This window comes from Halalkalibacter alkalisediminis, from assembly GCF_028610705.1.
Taxonomy (GTDB): domain Bacteria; phylum Bacillota; class Bacilli; order Bacillales; family Bacillaceae_D; genus Halalkalibacter; species Halalkalibacter alkalisediminis.
Map to the genome: position 1 here is coordinate 274,685 of NZ_JAQQWT010000005.1, position 23,561 is coordinate 298,245.

General features: G+C 37.4%; 20 protein-coding genes and 1 pseudogene. 7 read left to right on the forward strand and 14 right to left on the reverse strand.

All coding sequences use genetic code 11. From position 1 onward, the window contains the following. Window positions 1-365: 365 nt before the first annotated feature. The 7 genes from mqo to hppD form a co-directional block, all read right to left on the reverse strand. The gene (gene mqo / locus PQ474_RS10295; RefSeq protein WP_273842865.1) at window positions 366-1,931 is read right to left on the reverse strand and encodes a malate dehydrogenase (quinone); all 1,566 of its coding nucleotides are present in this window, start codon (window positions 1,929-1,931) and stop codon (window positions 366-368) included. Between the two features lie 554 nt (window positions 1,932-2,485). Then, complete coding sequence (locus tag PQ474_RS10300) at window positions 2,486-2,809, reverse strand: YerC/YecD family TrpR-related protein (protein ID WP_273842674.1); 324 nt, start codon at window positions 2,807-2,809, stop codon at window positions 2,486-2,488. 46 nt (window positions 2,810-2,855) lie between these two features. Then, window positions 2,856-4,280: a Na+/H+ antiporter NhaC gene (nhaC, locus tag PQ474_RS10305; RefSeq protein WP_273842675.1), complete on the reverse strand. Its 1,425-nt coding sequence runs from the start codon at window positions 4,278-4,280 to the stop codon at window positions 2,856-2,858. A 316-nt stretch (window positions 4,281-4,596) separates the two neighbouring features. Next, entirely contained in the window at window positions 4,597-5,730 is a 1,134-nt protein-coding gene (locus PQ474_RS10310) for a homogentisate 1,2-dioxygenase (RefSeq protein ID WP_273842867.1), read from the reverse strand. 59 nt (window positions 5,731-5,789) lie between these two features. Continuing rightward, window positions 5,790-7,055, reverse strand: coding sequence for a fumarylacetoacetase (fahA, locus tag PQ474_RS10315; protein ID WP_273842676.1), 1,266 nt, complete (start codon window positions 7,053-7,055; stop codon window positions 5,790-5,792). An 18-nt stretch (window positions 7,056-7,073) separates the two neighbouring features. Continuing rightward, window positions 7,074-8,036: a hypothetical protein gene (locus PQ474_RS10320; protein ID WP_273842677.1), complete on the reverse strand. Its 963-nt coding sequence runs from the start codon at window positions 8,034-8,036 to the stop codon at window positions 7,074-7,076. 48 nt (window positions 8,037-8,084) lie between these two features. Further along, complete coding sequence (gene hppD, locus PQ474_RS10325; protein ID WP_273842678.1) at window positions 8,085-9,206, reverse strand: 4-hydroxyphenylpyruvate dioxygenase; 1,122 nt, start codon at window positions 9,204-9,206, stop codon at window positions 8,085-8,087. A gap of 271 nt (window positions 9,207-9,477) precedes the next feature. Here hppD and PQ474_RS10330 point away from each other — a divergent pair, with 271 nt between their 5' ends. Both PQ474_RS10330 and PQ474_RS10335 read left to right on the forward strand, forming a co-directional pair. After that, window positions 9,478-9,738 (forward strand): DUF1450 domain-containing protein, encoded by a 261-nt coding sequence (locus PQ474_RS10330; RefSeq protein ID WP_273842679.1) that lies wholly within the window; start codon window positions 9,478-9,480, stop codon window positions 9,736-9,738. Window positions 9,739-9,846: 108 nt separating this feature from the next. Further along, window positions 9,847-11,004 (forward strand): Glu/Leu/Phe/Val dehydrogenase dimerization domain-containing protein, encoded by a 1,158-nt coding sequence (locus PQ474_RS10335; RefSeq protein ID WP_273842680.1) that lies wholly within the window; start codon window positions 9,847-9,849, stop codon window positions 11,002-11,004. A gap of 105 nt (window positions 11,005-11,109) precedes the next feature. Here PQ474_RS10335 and PQ474_RS10340 read toward each other — a convergent pair whose 3' ends face one another. Together PQ474_RS10340 and PQ474_RS10345 are read right to left on the reverse strand one after the other, a co-directional pair. Continuing rightward, complete coding sequence (locus tag PQ474_RS10340; protein WP_273842681.1) at window positions 11,110-11,355, reverse strand: YuzF family protein; 246 nt, start codon at window positions 11,353-11,355, stop codon at window positions 11,110-11,112. 101 nt (window positions 11,356-11,456) lie between these two features. Continuing rightward, window positions 11,457-11,654, reverse strand: a pseudogene (locus PQ474_RS10345) (thioredoxin reductase); the annotation flags it as partial. Window positions 11,655-12,207: 553 nt separating this feature from the next. Between PQ474_RS10345 and PQ474_RS10350 the strand changes: the two are divergent. From PQ474_RS10350 to PQ474_RS10370, 5 genes are all read left to right on the forward strand, one after another. Beyond that, window positions 12,208-12,747 carry a TQO small subunit DoxD gene (locus PQ474_RS10350; RefSeq protein WP_273842684.1) on the forward strand — a complete coding sequence of 180 codons (540 nt, stop codon included), beginning with the start codon at window positions 12,208-12,210 and terminating at the stop codon, window positions 12,745-12,747. 572 nt (window positions 12,748-13,319) lie between these two features. Then, complete coding sequence (locus tag PQ474_RS10355) at window positions 13,320-14,054, forward strand: hypothetical protein (protein WP_273842685.1); 735 nt, start codon at window positions 13,320-13,322, stop codon at window positions 14,052-14,054. Between the two features lie 12 nt (window positions 14,055-14,066). Continuing rightward, the gene (locus PQ474_RS10360) at window positions 14,067-15,776 is read left to right on the forward strand and encodes a GMC family oxidoreductase N-terminal domain-containing protein (RefSeq protein ID WP_273842687.1); all 1,710 of its coding nucleotides are present in this window, start codon (window positions 14,067-14,069) and stop codon (window positions 15,774-15,776) included. Window positions 15,777-15,901: 125 nt separating this feature from the next. Then, window positions 15,902-16,426, forward strand: coding sequence for a CBO0543 family protein (locus PQ474_RS10365; RefSeq protein ID WP_273842689.1), 525 nt, complete (start codon window positions 15,902-15,904; stop codon window positions 16,424-16,426). A 322-nt stretch (window positions 16,427-16,748) separates the two neighbouring features. After that, entirely contained in the window at window positions 16,749-17,225 is a 477-nt protein-coding gene (locus PQ474_RS10370; RefSeq protein WP_273842690.1) for a hypothetical protein, read from the forward strand. Window positions 17,226-17,903: 678 nt separating this feature from the next. Here the strand turns inward: PQ474_RS10370 and PQ474_RS10375 are convergent. The 5 genes from PQ474_RS10375 to PQ474_RS10395 all read right to left on the reverse strand — a co-directional run bounded on the left by PQ474_RS10375 (window position 17,904) and on the right by PQ474_RS10395 (window position 23,448). Beyond that, on the reverse strand, window positions 17,904-18,056 hold the full coding sequence (locus PQ474_RS10375; protein ID WP_273842692.1) for a hypothetical protein: 153 nt from the start codon (window positions 18,054-18,056) through the stop codon (window positions 17,904-17,906). A 244-nt stretch (window positions 18,057-18,300) separates the two neighbouring features. Then, window positions 18,301-18,453, reverse strand: coding sequence for a YjcZ family sporulation protein (locus PQ474_RS10380; protein WP_273842870.1), 153 nt, complete (start codon window positions 18,451-18,453; stop codon window positions 18,301-18,303). Window positions 18,454-19,791: 1,338 nt separating this feature from the next. Continuing rightward, window positions 19,792-20,769: an ABC transporter permease gene (locus PQ474_RS10385; RefSeq protein ID WP_273842694.1), complete on the reverse strand. Its 978-nt coding sequence runs from the start codon at window positions 20,767-20,769 to the stop codon at window positions 19,792-19,794. Then, complete coding sequence (locus tag PQ474_RS10390; protein WP_390187184.1) at window positions 20,769-22,268, reverse strand: sugar ABC transporter ATP-binding protein; 1,500 nt, start codon at window positions 22,266-22,268, stop codon at window positions 20,769-20,771. Before PQ474_RS10390 ends, PQ474_RS10385 begins: the two co-directional genes overlap by 1 nt. 187 nt (window positions 22,269-22,455) lie before the next feature. Further along, window positions 22,456-23,448, reverse strand: coding sequence for an ABC transporter substrate-binding protein (locus tag PQ474_RS10395; protein WP_273842700.1), 993 nt, complete (start codon window positions 23,446-23,448; stop codon window positions 22,456-22,458). Window positions 23,449-23,561 lie beyond the last annotated feature (113 nt).

Genomic DNA, 23,561 nt, shown 5'->3' on the forward strand with positions numbered 1-23,561 from the left:
TTTGATCTTTTGGAAGGTTCAGAGGATATCTCCAATATTTTTCCTTCTTTTCTACTATTTCAAGTTATCTTTCTGACTTGAGCTAACTTGTATAAATCGCTCCCAAGTCTTAGTTATGTTTTCAACATATTACAATTTCTCATATACTGAAACCCTACTAAAATGAATGGCTAACTTAAAGTTCTACTGGCCTCAGAAATTGTAAGTGTATAGATTTAGTCAATTTACTCTTTTTATAACTATTCTCGTTCCACTTCTTTTATTAAAATGAATACAAACGGACACATTAAAATGCCAAGAAGCTCTATACTTTTTCGACTACATCACTTGAAAAATTGAAGGGCATAAATTACCTAAACGGTAACTTATGCTTTCTGAAAAGTATTCGTATTTCCTTTCAGATTTGAATGATCTTTATCAACTAAACCAAGAGTTTGCATTGTTGAGGTATGAATTTCATGCAGATGCTCTAGGTTTTCCATTAGGGATAAGCCATGAGAAGGAATCATTTCTTTTATTTTCAGTTCCCATTCATTGATATGTTGTGGGAAGCATTTTTTTATTAACTCAAGCATGACTGAAACGGCGGTAGAAGCACCCGGCGAAGCTCCGAGCAAAGCAGCTATTGAGCCATCAGAGGCACTAATCACTTCTGTACCGAATTGAAGCATTCCTCTTCCCTCTTCTGTATCTTTGATAACTTGTACACGTTGGCCTGCTACGACTAAATCCCAATCCTCGCTTTTGGCGTTCGGGATAAACTGACGTAACTCTTCTATGCGTTGTTCTTTTGATAACCTAACTTGCTTGATCAGGTATTTTGTCAATGGTATGTTTTTTGCACCTGCCGACAACATTGTTACAAGATTATCTGCTTTTACAGAAGTAACCAAATCAAACATTGAACCGGCTTTTAAGAACTTTGGCGAGAAGCCAGCAAACGGCCCAAATAGCAACGATTTTTTATTGTCGATAAATCGTGTATCAAGATGAGGAACAGACATTGGAGGGGCTCCAACCTTTGCTTTACCGTATACTTTTGCATGATGCGCTAATACAACCTCAGGATTATTACAAACCATGAATATTCCACTCACTGGGAATCCACCAATATATTTCCCCTCGTGAATGCCAGATTTTTGAAGTAAATATAGGCTTCCTCCCCCTGACCCGATAAAGACAAACTTTGCAGTATGACGTTCGACAGTATCGCTGTCGACATTCCGCACTTTCACTTCCCATAAGCCGTCACTAGTACGATAAATATCAACAACACGATGCTTGTAGTTTATATTGACATTTTTACTCTCTAGGTGATCAAACAACATTCGCGTTAAAGCGCCAAAGTTGACATCAGTTCCAGATTCAATTCTTGTTGCCGCTATAGGTTCAGTCGTTGCACGGTCTTGCATAATAAGCGGAATCCATTCCATCAGTTTTCCCGGATCATCGGAAAATTCCATCCCCTGAAACAGAGGATTGGTTAACATCGCTTCAAATCGCTTCTTTAAAAAAGATACATTTTGATTGCCCTGTACAAAACTCATATGAGGCAATGGCATGATAAAGTTCTGTGGGTTACGTATCCGGTTATTGTTTACAAGATAAGACCAAAACTGCATGGATTCTTGAAACTGTTCATTAATTTTTATAGCTTTACTAATATCTACAGATCCATCCGCCTTTTCATTTGTGTAGTTAAGCTCACACAGAGCCGCATGCCCTGTTCCGGCATTATTCCATTCGTTAGAGCTTTCCTCCCCAGCGTTTGCAAGCCTTTCAAACACTTTAATTTCCCAGTCCGGTGCTAATTCTTTCAATAGTGAACCTAAAGTTGCACTCATGATACCAGCACCAATTAAGATTACATCGGCTTTAGTTTGTCTGTTGCTCATGTTCACCTTCCTAAACCTAAGATTTGCAGAAAGGATGTAGGTACTCTTGCTTAGACACCACAGTAAGCCTCGGCACACCTAGTTACACCATTTCTCGGTCAAGTATAATTAAGAATCGTGATTCACTATTATTATGATAGTTATAAGCTATTTAAAATCCGGTAAGAAGTGGAAAATCCGTGCCTTAAACCCTAGGAATAGGCATAAACCACGACCTTTAAGATATTTTTAGAATACTCATTATTTGTCCAACGTTTTAGTTCTCGTTTGCAATTAAAAACCTCACCTAATTATGATACGGCTCACCGTAACTAATCTAAATGAGGTAGTGTCATTCCATCTCGTACCGAAGAAGGGAAGCTTTGAGTTCTTATTTATGCCTTATTCCATATACTATATTTCTCATTTAATTAAACTATCATGGAATTCTTTTATTCAGACTATATGTTCATAATTGGTCATGATGCTTCGTAAATAGCAATAGGTAAGGGAAGTATCCCTTACCTCTGCCAAAGCGAAAGGCTTCGACACTATGTTGTCCCCCGCGATTATCCGCTGTTGCCAATCGCATATAGTTTTTTGAATTATTTTCAATTACGACATGTCTCGGGTTTATTCATATCCCTAGCTTCAGCCAATCGTTCCAAAACCCTTTTTAAGCCGCTTTTCTCCTTTTTCAAACATCTTTTCACGCGGGATACCATGCTCGACCGTGCATTCGTTTCTAGTTCTATCATTTCATATGTTTCTCCATTTAGAAGCCTTTCTGCTACTTGTAATCGTTGCATAAATGCCTCTAATTCCTTTTCAGTGGCTATGTCCTCAAAAAAATCAATACATTCTGCAACTGTATTCAACGAAAGCAATGCCTTAAAAAACTGCTCTCTATTTGCTTTCTCTTTATCTACTTTCATACGCTGTCCCCATTCTATCTATAATAAGAAACAAAAAGGTTAAAAGTTAAAGTGATATTTGGTTGTTATCTAGTTCATGGTACGGCTCGTCTATATCTTTGTGAGGAAGAACTGATATAAAGCGAGTGTAACCATAAATAATGGCAATGATAGGTGTAATAAAACACATAAAACAAAACAGTACGTATTCAACACCGATATTTAATGTGGACATAATAAAGGCACCTGATACTCCCCAAGGAATAAGTGGATGAACGACTGTGCCTGCATCTTCAAGTGTTCTTGATAAATTTTTTGGATGAAGTCCTGCTTTTTTATATGACGCTTCTAGCATTTGGCCAGGTAACACAATCGATAGATATAATTCGCCAATAATGGCATTAACCCCAATACAAGATAAAACAGTCGTCAAAATAATATTCCCTTTCCGCTTTAAAAAGCTGCCAATGCCTCCAATGATGACTTGATGAAATCCAATTAACTGGATGAGCCCGCCAAATGCAAGCGCTGTTAATATTATCGATACACCAAACATCATGCTTGACAAACCTCCAAGTGATAGTAAATTGTCAATCGCTTCAACGCCTGTTTCAGCAGTAAAACCGAAGTGAGCAGTTACCATCAAATCACCAATAGAAGCTTCTGGTACTGTATAAAATCCTGTAATAACCGCAATAAGTAAACTACACATTAATGTCGGTATAGGTGGGACTCTTTTCAAAGCCAAAACAATGATTGCAAGAGGAGAAATTAGCGTAATGGCTGTAAGAGGAAATTGTTCGCTCAAGGTACGAGTCATTTCCTCAATTTGGCTAATATTAGGATTGATAAATCGTGAATCAAGGCCAATTAACGTAAAAATTACTAGCGTGATGATCAGAGCTGGGACCGTTGTCCATAACATATAACGGATGTGCTCAAATACATCCACTTTTGCTATAGCGGAAGCAAGATTAGTTGTGTCTGAAAGGGGAGAAATTTTATCTCCAAATATCGCACCACTTACAATGGCACCAGCTGTCATCGCCGGTGATATATCCATTCCATAAGCAACACCCATAAAAGCAACACCCATTGTACTAATAGCACTCCAGGAGCTACCAGTCATTACAGAGACAATTGCACAAAGTATAACTGCTGAAACGAGAAAGAACTGTGGTGATAAAAATTGGAGACCATAATAGGCCATTGTTGGCACGGTACCGTTCATTGCCCATACCCCTATGACAATACCAATTATGGATAAAATTAAAATTGAAGGAAGACCAGCCGAGATACCTTTAACCATTGCTCCTTCTAGAGCTTTCCATCTATGTCCGAGTATATAACCATAGAAGGCAACTACAGAAGTGGCAATGACAATTGGTATTTGAGGAGCAACCTGATAATACAAAATGCTTACACCTAATATAAATGTAATAAAGATAATCAACAGAATAGACATAAAGAAAGAAGGGGTGCGAGTTGTCATATTATTCCTCCCAAAACACATTGTAAGCGCTAACAAAGATAAACAAGCCATTTTTTTAAGTCTCTATCTATTTGCTATTTGAAATAGGGAACATTTTGCTTCCCCTAACACGGTTTCTCCGGTCAACTTTGAGGTTTTTCCTTTCATTACAATATCAACCATTATAATTGATGTTCAGCATTTTGTATATAAATTATATGGATATAATTAAAAGCAGGAATGGTTGAACACACTCTCATAAAGAATTACTTTTTTGAAACACAAGGGGCAACTGGACTTCTCACTTCCACTATGCCCCTGCGCTACTTAACAGTTTTCACTTCCAACTATACTTATAATCTTTATCTTCATATTGATGTGCTTGTTTGACAACCTTTAGCGGCCTAAATGTATCAATCATTACCGCTAACTCTATGGTTTCCTTCTTTCCGATACTTGCTTCAATCGTTCCTGGATGAGGGCCATGCGGAATTCCTGAAGGATGCAATGTAACTGAACCTTCTCCCACACCTTTTCGACTCATAAAATTGCCCTTTACATAGTAAAGAACTTCATCGCTATCAACATTACTATGGTAATATGGAGCTGGAATCGCTTCAGGATGATAATCATACATCCTAGGTACAAATGAACAGATAACAAAATTGTTCGCTTCAAACGTTTGGTGGATTGGTGGTGGCATATGAATTCGCCCTGTAATTGGTTCAAAATCAGCTATATTAAATGTATAAGGGAAAAGATAGCCGTCCCATCCAACAACATCTAACGGATGGTGACCAAACATATGTAAATGCATAAATCCTCTTGATTTTGTTTTAACCATGTATTCGTTGCTATCGACATGTGTCTGTAATTTTTCTGGCCCATGAAAATCCCTTTCGCAAAACGGGCTATGTTCAAGTAGTTGGCCATGAACATTCCGATAACGCTTCGGCGTTGTAATCCAACTGTTCGTTTCAATCACTAGAAATTTCGTGTCCCCTTCGTCTGGGACTACTCGGTAAATCGTCCCGATTGGAATAACAATATAATCACCAGGTTTATACGTTAAGGTTCCAAATGTCGATTCAACCTTACCTGTCCCATAATGTACAAATAACACTTCATCGCCATCGCCATTTCGATAGAAGTAATCCATCTGTTGGGTAGGATTCACAACACCAATGAGAACATCTTCGTTTCCAAGTAAATACTGCCTTCCCGACACTGCATCTGTTGCTTCATCATATTTATGAGAATGTAAATGGCGCGGAGCAAGATCACTTTGTTCTTCATATTGAATTCTGCAGTCCTCTAACAATTCTGATTTAATAATACTAGTGGGTGGATTATGGTGATACAAAATTGATTGAATTCCAGAAAATCCTTTCGTCCCCATCACTTGTTCGCGAAATAAGGACCCATCCTCTTTACGAAAAACCGTATGTCTTTTGCTAGGGACTTCTCCCATTTGTTTATAGAATGGCAATGGTAAAACCTCCTTAAATAGTTGATATCTACCAATTGAATCTATGAATCCAAAGCTGGAAGGATTCGCCCAGTTACTTCTCCAAATCCGATTCGATATCCGTCTCCTTGACACCAACCTGTTATCGTTAACACATCCTCGTCCTCAATCCAGACTCGTTGTTCACCCGTTTCCAATTGAATCGGATCCGTTCCACGCCACGTCAATTCTAGTAAACTACCACGTTGTTCTTTCACTGGTCCGCTAATCGTCCCTGATGCGTGTAAATCTCCTGGTCTTAGATTACATCCAGCAACTGTATGATGACTAATTTGCTGGGCCATACTCCAGTAGAGATAGCTGAAATTCGTAGAGACGATTTTTTGAGCCTTTTCCATCCTTTTTCCCTTTAAATAGACTTCAAGATTAATATCAAACGAGCTTGCTCCCTCTTTTTGAAGATACGGTAATGGGGTTGGATCCTGCTTCGGTCCTTCTACTCGAAATGGTTCAAGGGCATCAAGAGGAATCACCCATGGCGATACCGATGTGGCAAAGCTTTTAGCCAAAAACGGACCAAGTGGTTGGTATTCCCAAGCCTGGATATCACGAGCACTCCAATCGTTCACCAATACTAATCCAAATATCTGATCTTCAGCATCTGCTATGGCAACCGGTTTGCCTTGTTCATTGCCTGGTCCAATAAACCAGCCCATTTCTAACTCTATATCGAGTTGTTTACTCGGTCCAAAAATAGGGCTACCTTCTCCAGCTGGTTTCATTTGTCCTTTGGGCCGGTGCACATCCGTGCCGCTAATCACTACTGAACTCGCTCTCCCATGGTAACCTACTGGTAAATGGGTCCAGTTTGGCATAAGTGCATTTTCTTTACCTCTAAACATTGTTCCGACATTGGTCGCATGTTCCCTTGAGGCATAGAAATCTGTATAGTCGCCGATTTGTGCGGGTAATAATAACTCGACATCGTTTAAGCTAATAATAGCTTCCTTACGTAGCGCTGTATGATCACGTAAAGTCGGCTCATCCTCCTTTAAAAGACGTTGGACTTCTTCTCTGACCATTTTCCATACCTTGCTTCCAAGCCCCATAAATTTATTAAGTGTAGGCTGACTGAAGATCCCATCTTCCTCAATCCCTACTTCTTTAAAGAACCCTGCTGACTCTATTACTGAAAGATCCAAAACATACTCTCCTATAGCAACACCGACACGGGGTTTTCCCCCACTCAAAGGTTGAAATACACCATAGGGTAAGTTCTGAATTGGAAAGTGTGAATCTGGATCGACGTTAATAAAAGACTTCATCATTCTTAACAGCCCTTCCCATTAAATTAATTGAAGTGTTCGAAGGTCTTCACGTGGTTCGCAGAAGCTGCAACTTCCATAGGAACAAAGCGCATTCTGACGAAGTTGCTCAATGTCTGAAGCCTCAACCTCCAAGTCCTTCCACGTAATTCCTCTATTTGTGAAAGTAAAATTGGAAGACTCTTGATCAGCTAATATTTTGGCTATTGTTGCTCTATCCAATTTGTGAGTCCGCGCTAACATACCCGCTGTAAAAACATTTAGAAACCCATGCATGCTCGTATTGACTTCCTCACGATACATCCGAATTGGATGGTGCAATCCGGCAGTAAATTTCTGCGGGATGTTTCGTTCACTGCAACCTACTAGAACCGTTGCTACCTGCTCTGGAGTTGGAAAAGCATTTGCTGTAACACCGCCCGTACGAAGCTTTACACCAAGTGAATGTCCACTCTTTAAATTATATTGCGCAATTTCATCAAGCGTTTTGAGCATGTTCATCTCCCACTCCTCATCAAGAGACATGGTCACTTCACAAAACGTTTGCATATTATACTCGGCTGTCTCCGTGGCAATCCTCTCAAGCAATCTCTGGTTTGGTACGATAGGAGGAAGCGGCATCTCGAACATATTAATCGCAACTATCCCTTCATGCCTCATACAAAAATTGGCTTGTTTTTTCAAGTCTGCGCCTAAAACATTAAGACAATCTTCAACACCTTTACTTCGCCCGCCGATTGCTGAAATGTCCAATCTCTTTTCTTCTGAAAACAGAGGTACATAAGGATCTAGTTCACCTAATCTAGTTGCAGGTATGATAAAGCGTCCCAGCATCCATGAATCTTTATAAGATTTGTAAGCTGCGTAATTTTGTATCGCAGGCTCTAAAGGCAGTTGTGCCGGCGGAAACAAGCCGGCATAATCAATTAAATTAGATAAATATGCTTGAATACTAGATTTGAAAACATCTTCACTCACTTTCACTTAGACACTCCTTTCTTCCTAATGCATGACCTTCACCATTAACTTAAATTAAATATTCCCTCTACGTTCTTGCTCACGTTCAATGGATTCAAACAAAGCTTTGAAGTTTCCTTCTCCGAAGCCTCTTGCACCTTTACGTTGAATAATTTCAATAAATAAGGTTGGACGATCAACAATGGGTTTTGTGAAAATCTGTAGTAAATAACCTTCATCATCTCGATCTACTAGAATATTAAGTTCTTGTAGTTTTTTAACATCTTCATCAATATCCCCGACCCTATTAATTAAATCTTCATAATACGTATTGGGTGTCTCTAGGAATTCAACGCCATTTTCTCGTAATGACCTTACTGTAGTAATAATGTCATTTGTTAAAATCGCTAGATGCTGCACACCTGGACCATTATAAAAATCTAAGTATTCCTGAATTTGTGATTTTCGTTTTCCTTCGGCTGGTTCATTAATCGGGAATTTAATACGACCCGTTCCACTTGTCATAACTTTAGACATCAATGCAGAGTATTCTGTTGAAATATCTTCATCATCAAAATGTTTTAGTACGTTAAAACCAAACACTTTCTCGTAATAAGTGGTCCATTCGTCCATACTTTCCACATTTCCTACAACATGGTCAATTCCTACAAGTCCTGAAGAAGTAGAGTTATTTAATCCCTCATATGGTTGATAACCTGGTAAGAAGCTACCTCGATAATCTTGAGTTTCAATTAACGTATGAATAACATCTCCGTATGTTCCAATAATTGCTTTTTTTACCGAACCACTTTCATCACTTTCTACCCAAGGCTCTCGAATCGGAATTCCCCCACGTTCAACCGCTCCATAATAAGCTTTTTCCACATTTGACACTTTTAAGCCAATATCTTTCGCCCCTTCACCATGCAACTTCACAAAAGATGAAATATCTGTTTGATCTGTCAATGACCCTGTAATAATGAGACGAATGGCTCCCTGTTCAAGAACATAGGAAACTCGGTCACGACTCCCTGTTTCAAGTCCACGATACGCTTTTATTTCAAATCCAAATGCATGACAGAAATAATAAGCAGTCTGTTTGGCATTTCCAACATAGATCTCCAAGTGATGAAAACTTTCTACTGGGAAAACTTCCTTCATCTTTTGGTTATTTAATTCCGTTACATTTTTGGCCATTTTAGGTCCCCCTTGAATTGAAATGTTGAATCTTTTAAAAGATTAATATTTAATACGACGCTTTGCAAACGCTTACTTTAACGCATGAAATTGGTATATGAATAAAGATAGAACACCTAATAACCACTATTCCTATTTTACTTAATTACTAAGGTTAACAACTTTATTACGACAAAGCGGTGGTGCTTTCACTTCGATACTTGCTTAGGTTTTAAGTCAATAACTATAATCACTACAGCACCATATCAAATGTGTCAGGAGGTTTAGTATAGTGAAACATGCTGTGAAATTTTGTTCAAATAACTTTAATAATGAATTACAGAAAGTAAAAAGCGACTTAAAAAATTCACCTAATATCGATGTAATAGAAGATGAATGTCTCAACTATTGTGGGCAATGTTTCGTACAACCTTTTTCTCTTATCAATGGGAAAAATATTACATGCGATGCCGTTAACGAGCTCTATGCTAACATCATCGAATATATAGAAACTTCCCAAGTCAACTGTTCAAGTCCAAAACTTTATAAATAGTTTAGTAGTTTAGGCTAAGTATTGATTTTAAAAACGCTAATTGAAAGCGGTTAAATGAGCACCTACCTTTAAACTCGAAATTGAAAATATAACTGGAGCGAATTAGTAATGAAAACTATTCTAACAAAACGCCAAATGAAAGAAACACAAACAATTTCAATGGATTTATTTGAAAAAATGCAAGAACATGAACAGATTTTATTTTGCAATGATCCAGAAACAGGTTTGAGGGCAATCATTGCGATACATGATACAACTTTAGGACCTGCTATAGGTGGAACTAGAATGAGAAACTATGAAAGCACTGAAGAAGCACTAGAAGATGTTTTGCGGTTATCAAAGGGAATGACGTATAAATGTGCTGCCGCTGATGTTGATTTCGGTGGAGGGAAAGCCGTAATTATCGGTGATCCAACGAAAGATAGAACTCCAGAATTATTTCGAGCATACGGACAATTCGTTGAATCGCTAAACGGCAGGTTTTATACAGGTACAGATATGGGTACGGAATTAGAAGATTTTGTTCACTCATACAAGGAAACCAATTGTATCGCCGGATTACCAGAAGAATACGGCGGAGGGGGAGAAACGTCGATTCCAACGGCTCTCGGTGTTCTTTATAGTATCAAAGCCGTGGCAAGAACATTGTATGGAAATGAAAGTTTAAAGGAAAAACGTTTCTCAATTCAAGGTTTGGGCAAGGTTGGTTTTAAAGTTGCAGAGCACCTGTTAGCTGAAGGCGCTGATTTATATGTAACAGATGTTAATGTTGAGACTGTAAATAGTCTAGTTGAAAAAGCTAAGCAAATGGGTAGAACCGTTATACCAGTTAAAGGTGAAGAAATCTATGGGGTCGGTGCAGATATCTTTGTTCCATGTGCCATTGGTGGTATTATCAATGAACAAACGATTGATCAACTACAAGTAAAGGCAGTTACAGGGGCCGCTAACAACCAACTTCTCCATGAAGAATGTGCTTTCAAATTAAAGGAAAAAGGCATATTGTATGCTCCCGATTATATTGTAAATAGTGGAGGAATTATTCAAGTTACAGATGAATTGTATACACCAAATAAAGATCGAGTTTTAAATAAAACAAAGGCCATTTACCATTCACTGCTTGAAGTATTTTCACAAGCCGATCAAAAAAACATGACTACCATTGAGGCAGCAAATGATATTTGTGAAAGTAGAATTGAATTAAGAAAAAGCAGGAATAGTTTCTTTTCCCCGAAAAAACGCGCAAAATGGCATGTTCGTTTTTAATAGAAAGTTAATTTAGGAGTATGATTGAATATAAAGGGAGTTAATCTTCCTTTATATTTTTTTATATTCACCTAGCAGCACAAAGCCTATTCTATCTCATTCAAATCAAGACTCAGGCATAATCCAAATGATTTCACGTATACGAACTAAGAATGCGGAATCGTATTCTTGGATCACAACATGATCAGGTTTAGCATCAGCAACCACTCCGTTCACTGGACCACGTGACGTATCAATCACCACTCTTTTTCCAATAAGGCTGTGAAGAGCTGCATATACATATGGCTCTACTACTGCAACTTGCATTGGACTATTTGCTTGACCCTGTGAATTCATTCCTGTGTGATACATAAGATTTATTTCCCACCCAGTAGATTCCATTATTATCTATTCATATTATGGCAACCTAGCTCGGCTCGTTCCCACACCTATTCATTTTTTCAAATAACTTCTTACCCTAATTCCCCGCTAACCAACTCTCGATTCCACTCCTTAAATACTTCATTATGAGAAGAAACCATCGCTGCTTTTTTTGCAATAGGTTCAATGAATTGCTTCACTTTGTTCACGGCATTCGCTGCATCATGAAGTGCACCAGCAATAAAATTCACTTTGCCTTCACATAATAAAATGACTCCTGCAGCATACAGCTCGCCCTCTGCGACAAGCTTTCCTTTTTGAAGAGCAAAAGTATGGTCTGCATAACGTTCGGACAAATAAATATCATGAAGAACCATGCAACTATAGCGACTATCTTATAAAGGATTCTCCCCCAATGCCTAAATCAAAAAAGTTGATGAATGAAGCCATCGCACTAATATCATCCTCTGCTTAAAAAACCTCATTTACTTATGGTACGGCTTGGCGAATAATAAACACTTAGTAGATTTTAAATAGAAAGTTTATCTATTAATATAACCATCAACCACACTATTGTGAGGTCTAATGTATCAACTTGAATTCATTTACTAATTCCACCTGCATATTTATGTAAATAGTTATTTACATTATTTTTTGCATTTGGTAAACTTTTTAATACACAGGAAACATTTTAACCTTTAAGGCATATGATTCATTAAAGTAATTAACAAAATAATAAATTCTATCCTAAACAAAAAACTTTAAGCATTTTTTTACCTAAAAAGTTTCCCTAAGGCAAAATAAATTCTTTAAGGAAACAATAGAACTAAGGAGGAGTAGTAAATGAAGTTTTTTAGAAATATAGAAGTGCTTCCATCTCTAATCGTTTTAATGCGTGTTCTTTTTGGACTAGGTTGGTTATTGGCAGGGGTAACTAAACTTACCGAAAAGTCATGGTTTAAACAACCAGGGGTATTTTTGAGCGAGTATCTGATGGAATCATTACAAAATTCTAATGTCCCGACCTTTTATAAAATTTTCGTAGAGCATGTAGTTTTAGAGCATGTGATGATTTTCAACTATGTTATACCAATCACTCAAATTATACTAGGTTTATTTCTTATAGTAGGTTTATTCACCATACCTTCTGTCCTTGCTTGTCTCTTTATGCACATTAACTTTATCCTTTCTGGAAATATGAATTTAATTAGCCTTTTTCTTTATACAAATGCATTTTCATTAATTATTTTCAGAAAAAGTATCTATCACTTCAGTCTTGATAAGTATTTTAATTTAGAATCTTTATTCGCCATTAGTCTAAACAAAAGAGAAAAAAACGTTTTTTTACCATCTAAAAAAGAAAGTTTACTTCGTAATTCCTAAATCAAATTATTGATTAAATCTGATAACATTATAGTAATCCAATAAAGCAATCCAAAAATATTTGCCAACACAAAACCGTATAATAAAATTCTAGATACCTTCAATATTATGACTCCCTTACTTAACCTTACTGATAGCTCCTAACAATGGCATTCAAAAATCACTTTATAAAATTTAAAACCGTCACTTTGATTAGTAACGGTTTTTAACTTTATTTTATCAGCTTTGTACTATTTATGATATGACTCACCACTGTGTACCTAAATGAAATTTTTAATATTTATAAAGACTGGTTAAATTTATTAAGATAAAAATAAATACCTGCTTGTTCATATCTATAAACCGATTAACATCGTCCTAGCCGTTCGCCATTTTACAGGTTGTAGATCCTTCACTACCCATAACCCTCCTTATAAATTAATAATATTCTTACCTTCCTAACTCCATCTTTCTCTCTGCTCTACACTTATCGAAATTGCTGTATAAACATCTTTTCTATTAATTATTTTATTTAGATACTATTCTAATCAAAACTTGGTAATCCTATATAAAAAAACGAAAGGGATTATACGATGAAGCCACCTAAAAGCGAGTCTAGTTTCACTCATCAGCAGAAAAGAAGTTTTTTTAATGACTTCAAAGAATCATTAACGACTTTAGTATCAAATTATTCACCTTCTGAGTCTCCACCAAAACCGATACAGTTACCATTAAAAACGGGTCAAACGAGTACTGCTCACACCCGAGCGACCTTTATGGCTTTCGCAGATGCTGTTATTCCTTCAACGAATGGTGCATTAGACTTACGGCTTGATGATTATCTCATCTTTGGGTTAGATCATTATATCTCGATCCAAGGACAATGGGGGATGAATAACATTCAACTGTCCTCTGTAACTGCTGGAGTACTCGATGCAGGTGCCAAGCAACTTATTCTCTCACAAAAAGTCCAAGAGACGCCTAATCATTCAATCTTTCCAGAAGGAGGGCCATTTTCTTCCCTTTCAGTGAATGATCGATTCGAAGCCATTCATTTATTAGAAAATGGACAAGTTGATATGGAGAGTCTTCCCCCTCCTTTTCAAGGAAATTTAGGTTTAGTAGAAAATATTTTAGGTAACCTTCATCAAATGATCTTGCTTGGTTATTATTCCGAATGGTTTTCTCTTGGTACCACTCGTTTAGCCCCTCCAGAAAACCGGAAAATCGAAAGGCCCTTTATGACATGGGATTTAGTTCATTATCCAGGTCCTGCTTTTGGCTATCGCGACCTGCGTGGATTTCTTGTAAAAAATTTTTCTGAATAGAAGGTGTACGCTATGAATGTTGATGCTGATGTGATCATCATTGGGGCTGGCGGTGGAGGAGCCGTGGCTGCAAAAGAATTGGGAGAGTTAGGAGTGAACGTTCTCATTCTTGAAGCAGGTCCTTGGTATGGAAATAAGAAATGGAGCCATCCTAATCAAAGTCGCGGATCAGTGAGTAGCTCTAGCCCCAAGGACCTGGACATTAATCTCTTTCGACAACAATATACCAAATTCGAACACTCTATGAACGATACGACATCTGGTCGTTTCCGCTGGGGACCTGCTGATCGCAGGCGTGCTCCTTGGCAGCGAATGATCCCTGCTGGTGGGAAACTTTGGCAAGCGACTGGTGTCGGCGGAACGACTCAACATTATTGGGCTAATTCTCCGCGAGCTTATTCAACGGCAATTGATGATGTTTGGCCGATTTCGTATCGCGAGTTACTGCCATACTATGAAAAAGTCGAAGCAACATTACCTGTTCGCCCTGCACCTACCACTGCAAAAGAAGAAATGTTTTACTATGGAGCAAAAAAAGCCGGGTGGTCCTTTATTAATACATTTAATCCGACAGAACCTGGCTATCGTCCACAGCCAAATGCCATTTTACATCCAAATAAACGACTAATGGATACGAGCCACAGCTTAGAGGAAATATCTAAATTAGAGGGTTGTACTCTATGCGGTCATTGTGTCAATGGCTGCCCGCACGGTCCATCAATGGACAAAGTAGCAAAACGCTCGACTAACGTCAGTTATGTTCCTCTTGCACTAGCCACTGGAAATGTGGAAATTCGGCCTAACACTTATACGACAAAAATATTAACTGAGCACGATCCAAACGGAGAGTTACGAGCCGTTGGAGTGGAATATAGAGATACGTGGACAGGCGAGAAAGGAGAATTATACGCAAATGTAGTTATCATGGCAGCAGGCTGTATCGAGAGTCCACGGTTATGGCTTAATTCACAACTTCCGTATAATTCTTGGGTTGGACGAGGATTGACAAACCATTATTGGGATTGGATTACTGGCGTATTTGATGAAAAAGACATTTTCGGTATATTAGGACAAAAAAACATTAATCCATTTGTTGGTCCAACGTCTGGCGGGAGATTGGATTACCCTGGGTTAGGATGTATTCAGCCTTCTGGTGTAAGTCCTGGTTTGTTTTCAGCGTTAACTTTTGGTTTTAGTCAGAGCGGCTATTCATTCAAACAAGACCTTTCCTCTCAAGATCCATGGGATTTACAGGGACGATTGGTTGGAGATGAGCTAAAAAAATGGATGCTTAACTACCAAAATACTTTAAGTATTATGATTCTTACCGATGACCAACCTCATAAGAGAAATGGTGTATCACTTGATCCAATATTAAAAGATGAACATGGTCCTATTCCTGTTATTCGCTATACAACAAGCAAAGAAGATAAGAAAAAAAGAGACCAATTAGCGAAAATTTCCGCAGAGATTTTACTCAAGGCTGGAGCAAAAAAGATTATTCGTACCAATTGGCCAGCCCATTTATTTGTCCATATTGAATCCACCATGCGCATGGGTCATGTCGTTGATGATATTTGTGAAGCATACCAAGTAAAAAGACTATTTATCGCTGATAACAGCGTTCACTATAATGGCATTGGCGGGCCAAATCCTACTCTTACCACACAAGCTTTAGCAACACGGACGGCAGAGAAGGTAGCAAGCAAATATTTTAGTTGAGCATGCTTTTTTCATATCCTTTCAGTTCAGAGAATATAAGTGGTCACACACAGGAATACTTTAGTATGAGTAATATTCTTATGAACATGCTCTTAAAAATTAATAGAGACAAAGGATGCGATTACATGAAAGAGCGAAAATTACTACATATCATTACTGCAATAGGCATAGCAGGTTGGGCGTTGTTATTCCGTCGAAAAGGTGACTTTAAAGATTGGTTTCTCATTTATCTTTTTAAAACATTGGTTTCTACATTAATTGATAGTCCCGTCACAAAAGCTAAATATGTTCAATATCCGAATAGATATTTTTCAAAACTTTTTGATTCAAACATTGTGTTTCTATACATTTTGTTCCCTCTATCATGTGTTATGTACAACCAACTTACTTATAAAATGAAACCTATGAAAACTATTTTTAGTGTATTCCTTTTTAGTGTGCCAATGGCCCTGATTGAAAATATACTTGAAAAAAACACAAATCTCGTTGAATATAGAAAAGGTTGGAATGGATATTATACTGTTGCAGTCCTGTCTGTTACATTCTGGATTGTTCGATTATTCATTGAAGGAATTCGGTTTATAGAAAAAAAGCGAAAGCCTGCTGACGATACCCCTAAACAAGAATTTAGTAGAGTTGAGTTCTATTGAATTTTCCCTTTAATTGATCAAAACAGAAAACGCCACTGACTTATATATATCAGTGGCGTTTTAAATGTTTTTAATCTCACCTACTAATGATACGGTTCCACGTAATGTATGTAAACACAAATTTCTATTTGACCATAAAGTATATATCAGCATTTAAATAGAAAGCACCAAGCTTAGTAGCCAACCGCAAACATTATTCCCAATTGGGATGTTATTCTGCTTAACCAAGTCGGTGTTTGAGTTACTTTTATCGGATAAATCGAATAAATATTTGAACCGAGAGTAACACTACACATAAAACTAATGTGGGGGTATTAATGACATGAAACAGATTATTCTCTGGTCACTCTTGATATTGCCTTGGGCGTCCTTGTTTTTTTTGAAAATGGATACTGTGCGCAGGTACATGCCGGTCGCTCTCTTTATGACCGTTATTCATACCTTGGCATATCAAGCGGCTTACCATTACGGATGGTGGAAAGAGACAGGTTCCAGTCTGTTCGGGTGGGATAAAGTCGTCCCGGTTCCTTGGGTGTATGGAGCATATTTAGTTATAGTTATCTGGATATTCCGCTTTACTTTCGGGAAATTTTGGATGTATTTGACTGTTAATATACTTTTGGACGGGTTATTTATGTACATCGTTTACCCGGTATGGCAACGGATGGGGCTTGTTTCGAGTGAATCGACTTTGTCTACAATAGCTATTGTTGCTATGATGATCGGTTTTGCGTTAATCATCTATCTGTATCAACTGTGGCAGGACGACGTGTTCAAACAACCCAAAGCCAACGCATAATTGACCAAGAACTGTCTTGATGTCCCCTTCATTGGAGAAGGAAAGCGAAGTAACCGAAAACATGGATATCTCCGATTCAAAGACTTGTCCACGTTGACTTTATAATAGCGATTACCTTGCTCCACAAACTGTACGAAGCAGTAGTTTCCGCACATTCTACATTGGTTTTGGCCTGCACCTTGCTAGGCCTTTTTATTGCGAAGATGGCCGCAGCTGTGAGAATCGGTGCATTTGCCACAAGGATTCTCCTCTGAATCAAATGATACTCCTTGCTTATGCTTCTATTTATGGTACGGTTCAGCGAACATCCCCTAAGAACATGGTTAATTTCAAATATAAGGTATTCATCTATATAATGTTTTTAAGATTTTATATTTATAGTGGGAACTTTGAAAAAGATGTTATCTTTCCATTCATTCTATAGTCAATTGTTTTATTGTCGTTTTACCTAATATTTTTGTAATAAGAAAGAGTAAAAAAATCCGATTATAACTTTGAAGGATCCTAAATTTCAAAAGGATACCTGCCCTTAGCTATATTCATTGGCGGAGGAGCAGGTACTTTGTTTATTTAAGCGACTATTTATGATACGAAACGAATCTAAATGAGGGAAATAATTACGCCCTCCAGTAAAAGGAGGGTTTCTCGACGAACTTTATATAATAAATACTTTCTATTTTAAGATTGTACCAATTGGCGTCGGGATGCGAATTTATACCCTCCATAGTATCTGTCAAATCTATCATACTTATCCTGAGCTTCTGCACCCATTTCTCTCGTTTTATCTAATCCCGCATTCGCTATCTTTCCTACTGTGTTCCAAAACCCCATGTCAATCCCCCCCTAATTAAATCTCTTCTGCTTTCTTTCTTGCCTTGTCTGAGGCACTGCCAGTCTGAAAGGGACAAATAAACTGCATAAGCTCACGATTTCACCTCGTTCACTTTCCGAGGTACATATATGGAAAATGAAGGTAAATCATTTAAATCAATTAACCCCCTTCAAATTAATGAAGAGGGTTTTTTTATCTCTAAGTTGGGGTAAGTGAGAGCACCTACCCACTTCGACACTTACATTAGCATTTAGGGAAACTACATCCCACAATGATTAATAAAATAAACAACACAACAATTAAAGTAAAGTCTTTCCCACGAGCAGGAGCGGCATAACCATAACCATAACCATAACCATAACCATAACCATAAGCAGGGGCAGCAGAATATGGCATAGGTGCATCCGTTATTCCAGCCACCATAGTAGGCGGTATATTAGGTGGTACATTTACTCCTGCCATCATATTAGGAGGTATATTTACGTTATCATACATATTTTAGCACTTCCTTTTCGGTTAGTATATTTACACTACATTATACTCACCTATGTGGAATGTGAACCTGTTTACCTAATAAATGGGTGGGTGTCACTGTTTTGGGACAGAGCGACAGATTTATTGCATGCTTGTCACTACCCGAGTAGTGTAAAATTTTCCCCATTAATTACTTGAAAATAAATAATAATAGCCGTAACTGTTGTAATAATAATAGTAAATCCAGCCCCAAATGTCTCCATGATTCTGTTGCATTAGGATGAATGCCTATCATTTTTTAGGTTTAATAGGGCCATCTATTTTATGAATGTTAAAGTACCTTAAACGAATATCATTCGCTAAGAAAATAATAATACCATCACGATTTGATGTTTTAAATATGTGTTCATAATGTTCAATTCAAAAGGTTGGAAATGAAATAAAGGATTTTCCCTCGTATACAAAATCAAAAAAGATAAGAACAAAACAAATAATACCATTGAAAGTAACTTGTAAGCATGTAATTAATATTTACTAAGGAAAAAAATTATGTATTTGTTATTAAGCAAATTGAAAACACTATTCATCTTCTATATATTCTAATATCCTAGGGTTTATGAAGAGTACTCAATAAAACAAGCTGGCACACTAAAAAAGATTGACTGTAAAATGTTTCAGCCAATCTAAAGTAAACTCATTTACTTATGATACGGTTCTCCGTAGTGTATAACTGATATTTTTTAATTTATAAGCTTCAATAAAATTATGGTCGAGTTAAGTAATCTTCCTCTATGTATCCATTATAAAGTTCATACGTTTGAAATCTTTAGATAAATAAAAGGCCTGAGGGATAGGAGGCTCTCTCCTCATAATGGGTTCGTTCTCCCTAAAAAAGAGAGTTTATAATAGTAAATGACTTAAACTCTATAAGAGCGTGTTTAAAAAGATGGCAACGGGTCCACACGCTACAAGGCGCTCATTGCTAGAGTCTGTTCAAAAAAACTTGAATTAAACCTTTAAAACCTACCTTGTTAGAGGTAAGTTTTAAAGGTTTAATTCTACTTTATAATTTTACAAAGTTTAATGCTTAGTAGAAAAGACTCTTGATTACCTTTTAAGTACAACTCATTCTTTCTCCAGACTACGAAATGCTTGCTATTAATGAACCAGAATTCACAAAAACTTTCACAGAAAGTAATAAGTCATACATTTGAGTACAGCGAACCTGACTATTTATTTTTCATATTCAATCACTAGTAATTAGACTCTTTTCCGTAACCGATCTAGTAGTACAGCTATGACAATGACTAAACCTTTAACTACTTGCTGCCAATAATAATCAACATTTAATAAAGTCATACCATTCGTAAGAACAGCTACTATTAATACCCCGATAATGGTACCTTGTATACGACCAAATCCACCAACAAAGCTAGTACCTCCTAAAATAACTGCAGCAATCGCATCGAGCTCAGCCCCAACACCAACCATCGGCTGACCTGTGAACAAGCGACCTGCCATGACCACCCCTGCTACACCTGCTAACATACCACTTATAGAATAGACATTGATTAACGTTCTCTCTACTTTAATACCTGTTAACCGTGAAGCCTCTTCATTACCACCAACTGAATAAATGTGGCGCCCAAACATCGTATATTTAAGCATAATAAACATAACAATATAAACTAAGGTCATGACATATATAGGCGTAGGGATCCCTAAAATGTAACCGGAACCAATAAATTTGAAGTTTTCCGATGCTAATACAACAGGATATCCTCCTGTAATAACAAAAGCTAAACCTCTAACATAAGTCATACTACCCAGGGTAACGATAAACGAAGGTAATTTAGGTTTTGCTGTGAAATATCCATTAATAGCTCCCACTAAATAACCTACTCCAACACCAGCTAACATTGCTATAGGAACCGGTACACCTGCATTTGAAAGCATTACAGAAATAACGCCAGATAATGCTAATATTGAACCAACCGATAAATCAATACCGCCTGTTAATATAACTAAAGTCATCCCGGCTGCAAGAATGGCTGTAATCGAGCTTTGTCTGAGTATGTTCAAAATATTACTTGGGTCAGTAAAATTCGGTGCAACAATCATCATTACGACAATTAACAAAAAAAGGATAATTACCATACCTAAGTTATTGAAAATTTGCTGAGAACGTTTTTTAAATGACACCCGTGTTTGAACTGATTCTTGTGGATTTATATTCATTATTTAACCTCTCCTGTTGCAAAATACATTATTTTTTCTTGAGTAGCTTCCTCTCGGGATAGCTCTGCTCTTAATTTTCCTTCATGCATGACCAAAATTCGATCACTTACTCCAAGTACTTCAGGTAATTCAGATGAAACCATTAGAACGGCTAATCCTTGGTCAGCTAATTTACAAATAATTTTATGAATCTCTGTCTTAGCACCAATATCAACACCACGAGTAGGTTCATCAAGTAGTAAAACCTTTGGACTAATGGATAACCATTTAGCAATAACAACCTTTTGTTGATTACCACCACTCAATCCCATAACATTTTGTTCTTTAGAAGCAGTCTTGACACCTAGCTCCTTAATGTACCGCTCTGCGTCATGATCCATCCTCTTTGTCTGTAATAATCTATATTTACGATATGTTGGTAGCTGGGCCATTAATATATTTTCTTTAACTGATAGATTAGGGAGTAATCCTTGTTCTTTTCGACTTTCTGGAACATGAGCGATGCCTAATTTCATAGCCTCGATTGGATTGTTTATTTGAACGTCCTCACCGTCTAAGAGAATACGTCCCTCCTGTAATTTGGACAAACCAAATATTGTTCGAATGAGTTCAGTCCTTCCCGCACCAACTAGTCCTGCTAAGCCAACAATTTCACCCGGATACAGTTTTAGTGACACATTATCAACTAGATTTTTGTCAGAGATTCCTTGCAACTCTAGAGCAGGCACTTCGTCTTTAGGTCTAATGGTTTCTTGTTTTCTCTCTTTCACAAAGAGATCGCTTAACTCTCTTCCTACCATAAGCTTTACAAGGTTATCAGGACTAGTTTCTGAAATAGGACCGCTCTTAATCCAATTTCCGTCTCTTAACACTGTTAAACGATCGGATATTTTAAAGATTTCATCCATTCTGTGAGAGATATAAACAATCGCAACGCCTTTTTTCTTTAATTCCTCAATAATGCCAAACAGTTTCTCTATTTCCTTATCCGTTAAGGAAGCCGTAGGTTCATCCATGATTAAAATCTCAGAATTAAATGATAATGCACGAGCGATTTCTACCATTTGCTGCTGCGCTACACTTAATGTGGATACATTTGCTTTTGGATTTAAAGAAGAACCGATAGATTTCAACACGCGATCTGCCGTTTCATAGATTTCATTCCACTTCACCAAACCCAGCTTATTTTTCTTGAATTTGGTACCCATTAAAATGTTTTCGCCAATGGATAGATTAGGTGATAAGCTAATTTCTTGATGAATAACACTAATCCCCTTATTCCTAGCTTCCATCGGATTATTCCATCGCTCTTCATTACCTTTGTAAACGATCTTCCCAGAATCACGGTCTGGCTGATATACACCTGCCATTATTTTCATTAGTGTTGATTTACCTGCACCATTTTCACCCATCAATGCATGAACTTCACCTTTGTAAAGTTCGATGTTTACATTTTTCAATACTTGCACACCTGAAAATGACTTGTTGATCGAATCCATAGTTAAAATAGGTGAATCTGTAGGTGAAGGATGAAACGTTTGCTTATTTCCCTGAAGTACTGTCATTTCCGCCACTCCCTATTTACACATTTATCTAACCTTCAAAAAGGCTTAATTAAGATCGAATATGGCGCTCTTTTTATGAGCACCATATCTTCTTTTATGAATCTACTGAACAGGTAAAAATTTACCAACCTTCATAGGAGTCAACATTATCCTGTGTAATAAATTTAGTAGGAATTAGGACTTCCTCCGCTACTTCCTCGCCTTCAATGATTTTAAGCGCTAAAGCTACACCATCGATAACCATTGTATTAGGGAATTGAGCAGATGTTCCTGCGAAGCTACCACCAGCTTTTAATAAATCTACTGCACTTGGTGCACCATCAACAGATACGATAAAGAACTCATCTTGACGTCCAGCTTGTTCTTGGGCAATTTGAACACCTACTGCTTCTTCATCATTTATAGTAAAGACTGCATCAATTTGTTGATTAGCCGTCAAGATACTTTCCATTACATCAAGAGCTTTTTCACGGTTACCTTCACCATTTTGGTTTGCAATCACTTTAATGTCTGGATATTCACTAATCACTTCATTGAAACCTTTAATTCTGTCTGTAACAGCGGAAACTGGAGGACCATCAATAATAACGATGTTACCTTTTCCATCAAGTTGCTCTACTAAGTATTCAGCTGCTAGTCTACCTGCCTGAACGTTATCAGACATAACAACCGTGTTAATTCCACCTTCAGCAAATCCGTCAAGAGCTACGACAGGTATTCCAGCTGCTCTGGCTTGAGCTACTGCACCGGCAATACCAGCAGAATCAAATGGGCTTAACAGAATCAAATCAACTTTTTTTGTGATAAAATCTTCAATCTGTGCAGTTTGTTTAGCAAGATCATGCTCTGCACTTACAGTAATAACTTCTGCATCGTACTTAGAGGCAACTTCTTCAGCACCTTTTGACATTGCTACGAAGAATGGGTTACCTAATGTCGGAACCGTCAGTCCAATTTTAAGCTGTTCACCCTCAGTTCCTACTTCATCTGTGTTTTCATTATTAGGTTCAGCGGGTTCACCGGAAGACTCGCTCCCTCCTCCACTACAAGCGGTCATCAAAGAAATTACTAGAAGTACAGCAACCATAGATAAAAACTTTAGACTCTTTTTCATTTTAATCCCCCTAATTTCGTTCATTAAGTAAGCGGTTACAAAATGTCACAAAACGTTTAATACAGAAAAAAATATGAAGTGTTACACATTACTAAACTATTAGCACCACCTCC

What these genes read in the sequence shown, in the direction of transcription:
- nhaC (WP_273842675.1), bottom strand. Translation starts at nt 4,280, where the DNA reads ATGACAACTCGCACCCCTTCTTTCTTTATGTCTATTCTGTTGATTATC.
- PQ474_RS10340 (WP_273842681.1), bottom strand. Translation starts at nt 11,355, where the DNA reads ATGTATCACACAGGAATGAATTCACAGGGTCAAGCAAATAGTCCAATG.
- PQ474_RS10355 (WP_273842685.1), top strand. Translation starts at nt 13,320, where the DNA reads ATGAAGCCACCTAAAAGCGAGTCTAGTTTCACTCATCAGCAGAAAAGA.
- PQ474_RS10335 (WP_273842680.1), top strand. Translation starts at nt 9,847, where the DNA reads ATGAAAACTATTCTAACAAAACGCCAAATGAAAGAAACACAAACAATT.
- PQ474_RS10300 (WP_273842674.1), bottom strand. Translation starts at nt 2,809, where the DNA reads ATGAAAGTAGATAAAGAGAAAGCAAATAGAGAGCAGTTTTTTAAGGCA.
- PQ474_RS10365 (WP_273842689.1), top strand. Translation starts at nt 15,902, where the DNA reads ATGAAAGAGCGAAAATTACTACATATCATTACTGCAATAGGCATAGCA.
- fahA (WP_273842676.1), bottom strand. Translation starts at nt 7,055, where the DNA reads ATGATGAAGTCTTTTATTAACGTCGATCCAGATTCACACTTTCCAATT.
- PQ474_RS10385 (WP_273842694.1), bottom strand. Translation starts at nt 20,769, where the DNA reads ATGAATATAAATCCACAAGAATCAGTTCAAACACGGGTGTCATTTAAA.
- PQ474_RS10375 (WP_273842692.1), bottom strand. Translation starts at nt 18,056, where the DNA reads ATGGGGTTTTGGAACACAGTAGGAAAGATAGCGAATGCGGGATTAGAT.
- PQ474_RS10350 (WP_273842684.1), top strand. Translation starts at nt 12,208, where the DNA reads ATGAAGTTTTTTAGAAATATAGAAGTGCTTCCATCTCTAATCGTTTTA.
- PQ474_RS10310 (WP_273842867.1), bottom strand. Translation starts at nt 5,730, where the DNA reads ATGGGAGAAGTCCCTAGCAAAAGACATACGGTTTTTCGTAAAGAGGAT.
- PQ474_RS10360 (WP_273842687.1), top strand. Translation starts at nt 14,067, where the DNA reads ATGAATGTTGATGCTGATGTGATCATCATTGGGGCTGGCGGTGGAGGA.
- hppD (WP_273842678.1), bottom strand. Translation starts at nt 9,206, where the DNA reads ATGGCCAAAAATGTAACGGAATTAAATAACCAAAAGATGAAGGAAGTT.
- PQ474_RS10370 (WP_273842690.1), top strand. Translation starts at nt 16,749, where the DNA reads ATGAAACAGATTATTCTCTGGTCACTCTTGATATTGCCTTGGGCGTCC.
- PQ474_RS10380 (WP_273842870.1), bottom strand. Translation starts at nt 18,453, where the DNA reads ATGCCATATTCTGCTGCCCCTGCTTATGGTTATGGTTATGGTTATGGT.
- PQ474_RS10395 (WP_273842700.1), bottom strand. Translation starts at nt 23,448, where the DNA reads ATGAAAAAGAGTCTAAAGTTTTTATCTATGGTTGCTGTACTTCTAGTA.
- PQ474_RS10390 (WP_390187184.1), bottom strand. Translation starts at nt 22,268, where the DNA reads ATGGATTCGATCAACAAGTCATTTTCAGGTGTGCAAGTATTGAAAAAT.